General features: G+C 73.9%; 10 protein-coding genes. 2 read left to right on the top strand and 8 right to left on the bottom strand.

The annotated features are described in order from the left end of the window. Positions 1-92: 92 nt before the first annotated feature. Positions 93-635: a TetR/AcrR family transcriptional regulator gene (locus JOE68_RS21410; RefSeq protein ID WP_307819793.1), complete on the bottom strand. Its 543-nt coding sequence runs from the start codon at positions 633-635 to the stop codon at positions 93-95. Positions 636-759: 124 nt separating this feature from the next. On the opposite strand from JOE68_RS21410, the gene JOE68_RS21405 reads away from it, so the two are divergent. Continuing rightward, positions 760-1,413: a CatB-related O-acetyltransferase gene (locus tag JOE68_RS21405; RefSeq protein ID WP_204844073.1), complete on the top strand. Its 654-nt coding sequence runs from the start codon at positions 760-762 to the stop codon at positions 1,411-1,413. 657 nt (positions 1,414-2,070) lie between these two features. Here JOE68_RS21405 and JOE68_RS21400 read toward each other — a convergent pair. The 5 genes from JOE68_RS21400 to JOE68_RS21380 form a co-directional block, all read right to left on the bottom strand. Further along, the gene (locus tag JOE68_RS21400) at positions 2,071-2,871 is read right to left on the bottom strand and encodes an SAM-dependent methyltransferase (protein ID WP_204844072.1); all 801 of its coding nucleotides are present in this window, start codon (positions 2,869-2,871) and stop codon (positions 2,071-2,073) included. 229 nt (positions 2,872-3,100) lie between these two features. Continuing rightward, the gene (locus JOE68_RS21395; protein WP_204844071.1) at positions 3,101-3,655 is read right to left on the bottom strand and encodes a sugar O-acetyltransferase; all 555 of its coding nucleotides are present in this window, start codon (positions 3,653-3,655) and stop codon (positions 3,101-3,103) included. A 37-nt stretch (positions 3,656-3,692) separates the two neighbouring features. After that, positions 3,693-6,608: an AfsR/SARP family transcriptional regulator gene (locus JOE68_RS21390; protein WP_204844070.1), complete on the bottom strand. Its 2,916-nt coding sequence runs from the start codon at positions 6,606-6,608 to the stop codon at positions 3,693-3,695. A 153-nt stretch (positions 6,609-6,761) separates the two neighbouring features. Further along, complete coding sequence (locus JOE68_RS21385; RefSeq protein WP_204844069.1) at positions 6,762-7,250, bottom strand: HIT family protein; 489 nt, start codon at positions 7,248-7,250, stop codon at positions 6,762-6,764. Between the two features lie 56 nt (positions 7,251-7,306). Then, positions 7,307-7,960: a DNA-binding transcriptional response regulator gene (locus tag JOE68_RS21380; RefSeq protein WP_204844068.1), complete on the bottom strand. Its 654-nt coding sequence runs from the start codon at positions 7,958-7,960 to the stop codon at positions 7,307-7,309. Between the two features lie 235 nt (positions 7,961-8,195). Between JOE68_RS21380 and lon the strand changes: the two genes are divergently transcribed. Further along, positions 8,196-10,544, top strand: coding sequence for an endopeptidase La (lon, locus tag JOE68_RS21375; protein WP_204844067.1), 2,349 nt, complete (start codon positions 8,196-8,198; stop codon positions 10,542-10,544). 157 nt (positions 10,545-10,701) lie between these two features. Here the strand turns inward: lon and JOE68_RS21370 are convergent, their stop codons facing one another. Then, positions 10,702-11,313, bottom strand: a complete 612-nt coding sequence (locus JOE68_RS21370; RefSeq protein WP_307819415.1) for a transposase — start codon at positions 11,311-11,313, stop codon at positions 10,702-10,704. Further along, on the bottom strand, positions 11,292-11,783 hold the full coding sequence (locus tag JOE68_RS21365) for a winged helix-turn-helix domain-containing protein (RefSeq protein WP_204840485.1): 492 nt from the start codon (positions 11,781-11,783) through the stop codon (positions 11,292-11,294). The genes JOE68_RS21370 and JOE68_RS21365 overlap by 22 nt, the downstream gene beginning before the upstream one ends. Between the last annotated feature and the right edge of the window lie 580 nt (positions 11,784-12,363).

The raw sequence follows: 12,363 nt of genomic DNA, 5'->3' as shown, positions 1-12,363 counted from the left end.
GGCGTCCCCAGCCGGGCGTCCCCAGCCGGGCGTCCGCGTCGCCGTGGCCGGGTGGCGCGGGTGCTCGACCGGGTCCTGCGCCGGCACGGGTCCTAGGCGCGCAGCAGCCCGGCCCGCGCGGCGGCCAGCGCCGCGCGGGCGGACCGCTCGGCCGCGGCGCGGTCGACCGGCTCGCCGGTGATGAAGACCCGGTAGTAGAGCGGGGCGCAGGCCAGCCGGACCAGCTCGACCGCGTCGGTGTCCGCCGGCAGCTCACCGCGCTGGACGGCCCGGGTCACGACGACGGCGGCCTGGGCGTGCCGGGCGGCGTAGAAGTCGCGCTTGGCCTGCCGGGCGCGGTCGGAGTGCAGGGCCGCGGCGACGACGGCTTCCGGGACCGCGCGCCGGACCGGGTCGGCGAAGGTGGTGGCGACCTCGTCGGCCACGGCGATCAGGTCGCCCTCGACCGACCCGGTGTCCGGTGCGGACCACTCGGTGTCGCGGCTGCTGTCCAGCGCGTCCGCGACGAGCGCGTCGACGGTGGCCCACCTGCGGTAGACGGTCGTCTTGTGCACGCCCGCGCGCTCGGCGACGTTCTCGACCGACAGGCCGGGGTAGCCCTTCTCGGCCAGCTCGGCGCAGGCGGCTTCCAGCACGGCGGCACGGACGCGCGCCGAGCGCCCTCCGGGTCGGGGTCGAGTGGTCAAGTGCGGCTCCGGTTGCTCCGGCGGGGTGGGTCGTGACAGGCTAACGCAACAAAAGTTGCGATTGGAGCCCGTGTTGACCCCTGACCCCACCGTCCTGCATCCGCTGCCCGAGCACCACCGGGTCGTGCTGCTGAAGCCGTTGGTGGACTCACCGACCATCTCGGTGGGCGAGTACACGTACTACGACGACCCCGAGCACGCGACCGAGTTCCAGACCCGCAACGTGCTGTACGGGTACGGCGCGGAGAAGCTGGTCATCGGCAGGTTCTGCGCGCTGGCCACCGGGACGCGCTTCATCATGGCCGGCGCGAACCACCTGACGACCGGCGTGTCGACCTTCCCGTTCACGATCTTCGGCGGCACCTGGGCGGAGGACACGCTCGACCTGCTGACCGGCATGGAAACCCGCGGTGACACCGTTGTCGGCAACGACGTGTGGTTCGGCTACAACACCATCGTCATGCCCGGTGTGCGCATCGGCGACGGCGCGATCATCGCGACCGGGGCCGTGGTGACGTCGGACGTCCCCCCGTACACCGTCGTCGGCGGCAACCCGGCGCGCCCGGTGAAGCAGCGGTACCCGGACAAGGACGTCGACCTGCTGCTGCGCGCCGCTTGGTGGGACTGGCCGATCGAACTGGTGACGGCCAACGTCCGAACGATCATGTCGGGCACACCGTCCGACATCGCAGCCATCGCGCAGGAACACGGCCTCTACCACTCGTGACAGGGCCGCAACAGACGGCCCCGATTCCCGCTTTCAGGCTCGGCACGCCCCGCGCAGACCGGTCGCCTCGTGTTCTCCCCGTATGGCCTGCCCGGAGGGCTACCATGCTTTTCCGGGGGGTGCAAGCACGCTTTTCGCTTGCACCCCCCGGAAAAGCATGGTTGTCTTTGACAGGTCATGCGGGGAGAACACGACCGCTCTTTCTTTTCATTCTCCTTGGCGGCCTGCCTGTCCGGCGAGGACTCTTTTAATCCCTTCAGCTTCGGGCGGTACAGCACCGAATCTCACCCGGATCGGTGCGCGACCCAAGTATGAAGAGCGGCCGAGAGGCCCCCAAGGAGGAGGAAAAGAAAGAGCGGTCGTGTTCTCCTCCCCGTACGGCCTGCCAGAGGCAATCAGGTTTTCTGGGGGGTGTCAAGCGAAAAGCGTGCTTGACACCCCCCAGAAAACCTGATCGGGCTGCGCCCAGGCCGTACGGGGAGGAGAACACGAAGCAACCGGTGTGCGCACTAGGTGCGGCACGGCTTCTTGTGAAGTGTGGCGGGTGCACCACCGCTTGTCAGAAGGGGCTGCTGCGCCCTCCGTTTGTGGGCAGTGATGGGGGCGCGTTGCTCCTTCGTGAAGAGCTGCCGGTTCGGTTGACGTCGCCGGGGGCCGTCAGGGCTTGCGGCCGACCCCGACGTAGGCGCTGATGTAGGCGTCGTCGGAGTCCGGGCGCCACTCCGGCAGGGCCACCACGCCGGGTTCCACCAGGGTCAGGCCGGTGAAGAAGCCGGTGACCTCCACGTGCGAGCGCAGGACCAGCGGGCTGTCGGTGCGGCGGTAGATGGCCTGCACGCGCTCGGTGTCGTCGAGGCCGTCCTCGGGGATGCCCTCCAGGGTGCCGTGCGAGATGGCCAGGTAGCCGCCGGACGGCAGCGCGTCCCGGTAGCGGGCCACCACGCCGCACGGGTCGTCCGAGTCCGGCACGAAGTGCAGCACCGCCACCATGAGCACCCCGATGGGCCGGGTGAAGTCGAGCACCTGCCGCACGCCGTCGTGGCCCAGCACGGCGTCCGGGTCGCGCAGGTCGGCGTGGACCGCCGTCGCGAGCGGGTTGTCCTCCAGCAGGGCGGTGCTGTGGGCCACCGCCACCGGCTCGGCGTCGACGTAGACGACGCGGGCCGCCGGGTTGGTCTGCTGGGCGATCTCGTGGACGTTGCCCACCGTCGGGATGCCCGAGCCGAGGTCGAGGAACTGGTCGACGCCCTGGTCGAGCAGGTAGCGGACGGCCCGGCGCAGGAACGAGCGGTTCGCCCGCGCCGCGCCGGCCATGCCCGGGTAGATCGCCTCCACGGCCTTGGCGGCCTCGCGGTCCACGGCGAAGTTGTGCGAGCCGCCCAGGTAGTAGTCGTACATGCGGGCCGCGCTCGGGCGGTCCAGGTCCACCGAGGACGGCACCCAGCCTGCCTGTTCCATCCGACTTCCCCTCGCTGACCTCGTTCACCGGCAACGGGTGATCGTCGCCGGGACGCCGATCGGGCACAACCACCGAACGGGCGGTCGCCGCGAGGTTCCCACAGCCGCCCGCGCGGGGGCCGCGACCGCCGGGGCGGGCGGGCGGGGCCACCGGAGCGGGTGATCGGGACCGCCGGAGCGGGTGATCGGGACCGCCGGGGCGAGCGGTCGAAACCGCCGGGGCGGGCGGTCAGAGCCGGCGGATCACCCGCGCCGGGTTGCCCGCGGCGAACACGTGGTCGGGCACGTCGCGGACGACCACGCTGCCCGCGCCGACCACCGAGTTCGGGCCGACGGTCACCCCGGGGCAGACGATCACACCGCCGCCGAGCCACGCGTTGTCGCCGATCGCGACGGGCGCGGGCCGCTCCCAGCCGGCGCGCCGCCGCTCGTGGTCCTCCACCGGGTGCAGCGCGGTCAGCAGCTGCGCCCGCGGCCCGATCCGGACGTCGGCGCCGAGCGTGATCGGGGCGTCGTCCATGAAGACGGCGTCGGTGTTGACGAAGCTGCCGGCCCCGATCCTGATCAGCGAGCCGTAGCTGCACTGGAACCGCGGCAGGACGCGCGCGCCGGGCCCGAACTCCGCGAGCAGCCCCTCCAGGATCCGGCGGCGCTCGGCGTCGTCGTCCGCCCCGGTCGCGTTGAACCTGTCCAACTCCCGCCGGCACCGCCGCCGGTCCTCGACCAGCTCGGGCTCGTCGAGGTACCACTCGCCGCGCAGCATCCGCTCTTTCTGCTCACCCACGTCGCGTCCTCCCGGCCGGGATTGTGCCGCAACCGCCTCACTTCGCGGACCCGGTGGGCTGGTCGCCCCTGGCGCGCTCGTGGGCGGCGAGCTGCCGCAGCACCCGGTCGGCGGCTTCGTCGCGCCCCTGCTGCCGGTACAGCTCCAGCGCTTCGAGCCACACCTCGCGGGCCTGCCGGCGCCGGCCCAGGGCGGCGTAGGGGTGGCCGAGGTCTTCGAGGGTGTTGGCGGCCTGGTAGGTGTGGCCGAGCCGGCGGTACAGGTCGAGGGCCTGGCGGTAGTGCAGCACGGCCCGGTCGTGGTGGGCGGTGTGGTGGTCGATGTAGCCGAGGCTGTCCAGGGTCGCGGCCTCGCCGTTGGGGTTGCGGTGGTGCCGCTGGAGGGCCAAGGCGGCCCGGCAGTGCCGGCGGGCGGTGTCGTGGTCGCCGAGCAGCGCGGCGTACCAGCCCACCTGGTTGAGCGCGTCGGCCTCCCACACCGGCTGGTCGAGGGTGCGGAAGAAGTGCAGGGCGCGGGTGGCGTGCTCCAGCGCGCGCCGGTGGTCCTCCCGCCGCTCCCACGCCCGCGCCAGCGCCTGGTGGGTGTGGGCCTGCTGGGTGCGGTCGTGGTGGTGCTCGGCCAGCGCCAGGGCCCGGTGCAGGTGCCCGATGGCCACCTCGTGGCAGCCCAGGTCGGCGTGGGCGAGGCCGAACAGCCGGCGGGCGTGGACGCGGTGGGCCGGGTCGGGCAGGTGCTCGGCGGCCTCCAGCGCCGCCCGCCACACGGCGAGCTGGTCGTCGCGGTGGCCCCGGCGGGTGTGGAAGGTCGTGAGGGCCCAGGCGAACTGCCACGCGATCCGGTGCCGGCGGTGGGCGGTGGCGGCGCGCTGGGCGGCCAGCAGGTTGGCGTGCTCGGCGTCGAACCAGACCAGCGCCGCCGGGGCGGAGGGCAGCGGGCGCAGGTGCGCGCCGGGCTCGGGCGGGTCGAGGTCCGCGGGCTGGTGGTGGGGGTCGAGCAGCCGCTCGCCGGCGTGGGCGGTGTGGAGGTAGGAGTCGACCACCCGCCGCAGCGCCGACTCGCGCACCTGGTCGGCCAGGCACCGGGCGGTGTCGGCGGCGTAGCGGCGGATCAGGTCGTGCATCCGGTACCGGCCGCGGGCGTCCTGGCCGACCAGCGAAGCGCGCTCCAGCCCGCGCAGCACGGCCCTCGTCTCGTTGAGCGGCAGCCCGGCGAGGCTCGCGGCGGCGTGCAGGCCGATGTCCGCGCCGGGCGCGGTGGCCAGCAGCGCGAAGGTGGTGGCCTGGACGGGGGTGAGGGCGTGGTGGGACCAGGACAGGACGGCGGGCAGGCTGGCGGTGGGGTCGTCGTCGTCCAGCGCGTCCAGGCCCAGGTCGCGCAGCTCGGCGGCGAGGGCGGCCAGGGACAGGTCGGGACGGGTGTGGGCGTGGCCCGCGACGATGCTCAGCGCCAGCGGGAACCCGCCGCACAGCCCGATCAGCTCGTCCACCGCCGCGGGCTCGGCGGCCACCCGCGCGCCGCCGAGGCGGTCGGTCAGCAGGGCGCGGGCCTCGGCGTCGGTCAGCACGTCCAGCGGCAGGTGGTGGGCGGCGTGCCCGGTGATCAGGCCGGGCAGCCGGTTGCGGCTGGTCACCACCACGGCGCAGGACTCGCCGCCCGGCAGCAGCGGGGTGACCTGGGCGGTGTCGGCGGCGTTGTCCAGCACGAACAGCATCCGCTTGCCGGTGACCAGGCTGCGGAACAGGGCGGCCTGGGCGTGCGGGTCGACCGGGATGCGGCCGGGGTCCGCCCCGAGCGCGTCGAGGAACCCGCGCACGGCCGCGGACGGGTCCATCGGCCGCCCGTCCGGGCTGAAGCCGCGCAGGTCCACGAACAGCTGTCCGTCGGGGAACCGGTCGGCGTTGCGGTGCGCCCAGTGCAGGGCCAGCCAGGTCTTGCCGATGCCGCCCGCGCCGGCGATCGCCGAGATCACCACGGTGCCGGACGTGCCCACCGTGGCGTCCAGGCGGTCCAGCTCGGTGCGGCGGCCGACGAACGGCGCGGACGGGGCGGGCAGCTGGCGCGGCACGACCGGTTCCGGCGGCGTGGGCACCGGCGCCGGGCTACCGGGCGCCGGACCGCCGAGCACCGGGCCGCCGGGCGCCGGGCCGTCGGGCAGCGGGTCCTCGGACTGCGGGCCGGCGGGCGGCGGGCTGCCGCGCGCCGCGCCGGCGGGGGTCGGGCCGAGGGCGGGATCGGCGGTCAGGACCCGCCGGTGCAGGTCCTGGAGGGCCGCGCCGGGGTCGACGCCCAGCTCCTCGACCAGCCGGGCGCGGACCTGCCGGTAGCGCTCCAGCGCGTCGGCCACCCGGCCGGCCTGGTGCAGGGCCAGCATGTGCTGGCCCGCGACCCGCTCGTCCAGCGGGTGCTCGGCGGCGCGCTGGGCCAGCTCGACCACCAGGTCCTCGCCCTGGCCCAGCCGCAGCCGGGCGTCGACCAGGTCGTGCTGCGCGGCCAGCCGCTCCCGCCCCAGCCGGTCGCGCTCGGCCTCCGCCCACTCGCCGGCCACGCCGGTCAGCGCCTCCCCCCGCCACAGCTCCAGCGCCTCGGTCAGCAGCCGCGCCGCCCCCGCGTCGTCGCCCGCTCGGGCGCGGGCGCACAGCGCGCGGAACAGGTGCAGGTCCACCACCGGTTCGCCGGTGTCGGCGGTCAGGACGTAGCCGCCCGACCGCCGCACGATGGCCACGCCCCCGCACGGGGCCAGCACCCGCCGCAACCGGGAGATGTAGCTGTGCAGCGTCCCCCGCGCCCGCCGCGGCGCCTGCCCGCCCCAGACCCGCTCGACCAGCCGGTCCCGCGGCACCACGCGCCCGGCGTCGAGCGCCAGCGCCGCCAGGATGCACCGCTGCCTGGCCGGTCCCAGGTCGACCGCCCGCCCGTCGACGCGCGCGGTCACCTCACCCAGCAGACACAGCACCCCGGCACCCCCTGTCCCCGCTCCGGGCGGCAGCCTCGCCGGTCGGGAACGGCGCAGCGCGGTGAACCGCCGGTGGTTCACACGAATGGGCCGTCGCCACGCCACCAGGGTCCGCGCCGAACCGCCACCTGTCGAGACGACCCGCCGGCCCGGTCAGGTGGCCATGCGCTCACCCAGGCGGCGCGCGAGGTCGGCGAGCTCGGCGTCGGGGACGTCCAGGTGGCCCCGGGTCGGGTCGAGGGCCGCGGTCTGCTGCTGCTCGTAGGGCACGCCGGGGGGAAGCGGCGCCAGGTGCCAGTGGACGTGCCGGTTGGCCTGCCGGCTGCCCAGGGACAGGACGTAGAGGCGTTCGACGGTCAGCAGCTCGGTGAGCGCGCGGCCGGCGCGGTGCACGACCGACTGGAGGGCGAGGTACTCGTCGGGGGTGAAGTCGGTGACGACGTGCTCGCGGTGGTCCACCGGGGCGACGAGGAAGTGGCCCCGCACGGAGGGGAAGCGGCTGGCGAAGACGACGGCGCGGTCGTCGCGGTGCGCGATGTGGTGGGGGTAGTCGGGGTTGCCGGCGAGCAGTTCGCAGATGAAGCAGGCGCGGCGGGCGAGTTCCAGGTAGGCATCGGGTTGCCAGGGCACGCGAGTGGTCATGCCGTCCCGTGTACAGGATCGTCGGGAACGGCGTCCGCCACGCCGGCCCGGCGGGCTCAGAGCAGGTCGAGCTTGCGGAAGAACTCCGACAGCTCCCACGGCGAGGCGGTGACCAGGGACGCCACGTCCAGCACGGCGGTGTCGGTGGCCGCCCAGCGGTGGGAGAAGCCCGTGTAGATCGCGATCGGGACGGCCGGGTCCAGTGCGCGGACCGCGTCGGCCAGCCGCAACCCGGCGTCGGCCACCTCCCGCCCGTGCTCGCGCCGGACCATGTCGGTGACCACCGCCCGGTACCGCCCGCCGCCGACCAGCGGCACCGCCTCCCGGGTCGAGCGCGCCAGGTCCACCCGGACGCCCCGGTCGCGGAGCCGGGCGATCTCCAGCACGTTGTTCTCCGGGTTGTCGTCCACCCACAGCACCGCCGGGGGCGAGGTCTGCTCCTCCGCCGCGGGAGCGGGGTCCGGGCCCCGGGACGGCACGCCCAGCTGCTCCCGCAGTTCGCCGAGCTGCTTCTGGAGGTCGGCGATGGCATCGCTCTGCGCTTCGCTCAACGTGCCCAGCGTGACGACCTGCCCACCGACCTCCAGGGTGACCTCGCGCTTGGCGGCGGACCCGATCACGGCGCGCAGCTGGGAGCGGAAGCCGTACAGGACGATCACCACGACCAGCGGCCACAGCAGGCTCGCGACGGAGCTGATCACTTCGGCCATTCACCCGAGGCTAGGGTGCCGGGCACGGCGACGAGGTCGAACGCGCCCCTTCCAGCCATTCGGCCGAACCGCGGCTCGCCGGGCCTCCGGCGAGCCCGCCGGCGCCGGCGGAGGGCGCCCGGAGCCGGCGACCTCCCCGCGGCCCGAGTGGTGCTCGCTCAGAGCGAACACCCAGCGGAAACATCCAGCCGCTCACCTTGGTTGAGCCTTAATGACTCAACTTTGGAGGATCCACATGGGTGAGACGTTGGCGCTGCCGGTGCTGCCGCTGGACGACGTGGTCGTGCTCCCGGGCATGGTCGTGCCGATCCGGCTCACCGGCTCGGACGCCACCGCCGAGGCCCGCGCCGCCGTCGAGGCCGCGTCCGCGGGCGGCGGCGAGGCGCGGGTCGTGCTGGTGCCGCGGTTGGACGGCAAGTACGCCAAGGTCGGCACGCTCGGCGTGGTGCAGCAGGTCGGGCGGTTGTCGGGAGGTGAGCGGGCCGCCGTGGTCCGCGGCACGGCGCGGGTGCGGATCGGGACCGGCACCACCGGGCCCGGCGCGGCGCTGTGGGTGGAGGTCACGGTCGCCGACGAGTCGCCGGTCGACGACCGGACCCGGGAGCTGGCCCGCGAGTACCGCGCGCTGGTCACCACGATCCTCCAGCAGCGCGGCGCGTGGCAGGTGGTCGACTCGGTGCAGCAGGTGCACGAGCCGTCCGCGCTGGCCGACCTCGCCGGGTACGCCCCCTACCTCGACGACGCGCGGAAGGTCTGGCTGCTGGAGACCAGCGACGTCGCGCAGCGGCTGGAGAAGCTGCTGGAGTGGGGCCGGGAGCACCTGACCGAGCTGGACGTCGCCGAGACGATCCGCAAGGACGTGACCGAGGGCGTCGAGCGGCAGCAGCGCGAGTTCCTGCTGCGGCAGCAGCTCGCCGCCATCCGCAAGGAGCTGGCCGAGCTGGACGGCAAGCCCGCCACCGAGGAGCAGGACTACCGGGCGCGCGTCGAGGGCGCGGACCTGCCCGAGCACGTGCGCAAGGCCGCGCTGGCCGAGGTGGACAAGCTGGAGCGCACCTCCGACCAGTCGCCGGAGACCGGCTGGATCCGCACCTGGCTGGACACGGTGCTGGAGCTGCCGTGGAACGAGCGGACCGAGGACTCCTACGACATCGCGGGCGCGCGGGCCGTGCTGGACGCCGACCACGCCGGGCTGGACGACGTCAAGGAGCGCATCACCGAGTACCTCGCGGTGCGGCGGCGGCGGGCCGACCGGGGCATGGGCGTCGTCGGCGGTCGGCGCAGCGGCGCGGTGCTGGCGCTGGTGGGCCCGCCCGGGGTCGGCAAGACCTCGCTGGGCGAGTCGGTCGCGCGGGCGATGGGCCGCGAGTTCGTCCGGGTCGCGCTGGGCGGCGTGCGGGACGAGGCCGAGATCCGGGGCCACCGCCGCACGTACGTCGGCGCGCTGCCGGGGCGGATCGTGCGGGCCATCGCCGAGGCCGGGTCGATGAACCCCGTCGTGCTGCTGGACGAGATCGACAAGGTCGGCGCGGACTACCGGGGCGACCCGACGGCCGCGCTGCTGGAGGTGCTCGACCCGGCGCAGAACCACACCTTCCGGGACCACTACCTGGAGGTGGAGCTGGACCTGTCGGACGTGGTGTTCCTGGCCACGGCGAACGTCCTGGAGTCCATCCCCGGCCCGCTGCTGGACCGGATGGAGCTGGTGCGGCTCGACGGCTACACCGAGGACGAGAAGGTCACCATCGCGCGCGACCACCTGCTGCCCCGCCAGGTCGAGCGGGCCGGGCTGGCGCCGGAGGACGTGGCGGTCACCGACGGCGCGCTGCGCAAGCTCGCCGGCGAGTACACCCGCGAAGCGGGCGTGCGGCAGCTGGAGCGCTCGCTGGCGCGGGTGCTGCGCAAGGTCACGGCCCGAGCGGCCCTGGGCGAGGCGGTGCTGCCGGCCGCGGTGGACGTGCCCGACCTGCGGGGCTACCTCGGCTCGCCGAAGTTCACGCCGGAGTCGGCCGAGCGGACCGCCGCGCCCGGTGTGGCGACGGGGCTGGCGGTGACCGGCGCGGGCGGCGACGTGCTGTTCGTCGAGGCGTCGCTCGCGTCGCCGGGCACCGGTTCGGCCGGGGTGACGCTGACCGGCCAGCTCGGCGAGGTCATGAAGGAGTCGGCGCAGATCGCGCTGTCCTACCTGCGCTCGCACGACAGCCGGGCGGAGGCGCTGGCGGACCGGGGCGTGCACATCCACGTGCCGGCGGGCGCGGTGCCGAAGGACGGCCCTTCGGCGGGCGTCACCATGACCACCGCTCTCGCGTCGCTGCTGTCCGGGCGGCCCGTGCGGTCCGACGTGGCGATGACCGGTGAGGTGTCGCTGACCGGGCGGGTGCTGCCGATCGGCGGCGTGAAGCAGAAGCTGCTGGCGGCCCACCGGGCCGGCATCACGACGGTGCTGCTGCCCCAGCGCAACGAGCCGGACCTGGACGACGTGCCGGAGTCGGTGCGCGAGGCGCTGACCGTGCACTTGGTGGGCGACGTGCGCGAGGTGCTGGACATCGCGCTGGAGCCGGCGACGGCGGCGGCAGCCGCCTGAGCCCCGGCGCGGCACGGGGCCGGCAGGCCCGACCACGGACCTGCCGGCCCCGACCCGCGACTCGCGCCCCACGGCCTCTTGGCTTTTGGGTTTCCGGCACGCCCCGTGCAGACCGGTGCCTTCGTGTTCTCCCCGTACTGATCTTCAATTGTTGGGGTCAGGTTGGTTCGGGGGTGAGGGTCAGGCCGGTGTGGGCGAGGAATCCGTCGAGCAGGTCGGGCCGGTTCCGGATGAGGCGGAGTCGGCGGCGCACGATCGGGACCAGGTCGTTCAGACCGACGGGGGCGAGGTTGGCCAGACCGCGTTTGAGGTGTGACCACACCCCTTCCACCGGGTTGAGTTCCGGGGCGTAGGCGGGTAGTCGGATCACGTGCAGCCAGTCCCGGGCGGCGAGGGCGGGCCGTATCCGGGCGCTGATGTGCCGGTCGAGGTTGTCCCAGATCAGCACGATCGGGCCGCCCAGGCGACGGTGGGCGTCGTCCAGCAGCGCGAGGTAGTGCCGCTCGAGGAAGCTGCGCGGGGCCGGCGGGCTGCGGCGGCGGTGGTGCACGAGCACCCGGTGCAGCAGCCGGGTGCGTTCGCCGGGTTTGACGCAGAGCAGGCCGGCCACCGAGATCCGACCCTGGGAACCGGCCCAGTAGGGCAGGACCGGGGTGTGGCCGCGCCTTGCCCAGGTGCGGGCCTTGTGCGGGCGGGTGTTGCAGCCGGTCTCGTCCTCGAAGCACAACCAGGCGCCCAGGTCCGCGGCTAGGGTTTTCCCCGCGCCCACGACTCCCGCCGCCAGGCGGTGACCGCGGCCTCGTCACGGCGGTCGGCCCGCCGGGCCGGCACCTGGGGGCTGTAACCGATGCGGTGCAGCACCAGCGACATCCCGGCCGGGGTGTAGCGCACCGCGAACAACCGCGCGACCAGCTCCGCGACCCTGGCCAGGGTCCAGCGTCGATCCTCGGTGTACCCGTGGGCGGCCGGCCCCTGCTCCAGGGCCTGGACCAGCCGGTCGAGCCGGGCCCGGTCCAGACGGCAGTCCGGCCCGCCCGGCCCCCTGGAGCGCAGGGCCTGCCGGCCCCCGGCACGCCACAAACGCCGCCAGGCATAGGCGGACTTGGTCGACACCCGCAGACCACGAGCGACCTCGCAGGCGCCCACACCACGCTCGAACCAGTCGGCGGCCTGCATCCGCACCGCCTCACGTCGGGCCCGTTCCCGTCCGGTCAGGCCACCACCATCGGGATAGCGCATACCCCACGGGTACCCCCGGGACAGCCCCACCCACCGACACAAGCCACCACAGACCCCAACAATTGAAGATCAGTATGGCCTGCCCGGAGGGCTACCATGCTTTTCCGGGGGGTGCAAGCACGCTTTTCGCTTGCACCCCCCGGAAAAGCATGGTCGTCTTTGACAGGTCATGCGGGGGGAACACGACCGCTCTTTCTTTTCATTCTCCTTGACGGCCTGCCTGTCCGGCGAGGACTCTTTTAATCCCTTCAGCCTCGGGCAGTACCGCACCAAATCTCACCCGGATCGGTGCGCGACCCAAGTAAGAAGAGCGGCCGAGAGGCCCCCAAGGAGGAGGAAAAAGCAAGAGCGGTCGTGTTCTCCTCCCCGTACGGCCTGCCGGAGGCAATCATGCTTGGCAGGGGGTGTCAAGCGGTGAAGCGTGCTTGACACCCCCTGCCAAGCATGATTGGGCTGCGCCCAGGCCGTACGGGGAGGAGAACACGAGGCAACCGGTATGCGCACTGGGTGCGGCACTGCTGCGTGCAGAGCGCAATAAGTGCGCCATTCCTGCGTGCACTACGCGGTGAGGGGCGCTGCC

Source organism: Saccharothrix algeriensis (genome assembly GCF_016907655.1).
Taxonomy (GTDB): domain Bacteria; phylum Actinomycetota; class Actinomycetes; order Mycobacteriales; family Pseudonocardiaceae; genus Actinosynnema; species Actinosynnema algeriense.
The sequence above is the reverse complement of the archived record's forward strand: the minus strand, read 5'-3'. Positions and strand labels throughout refer to the sequence as shown.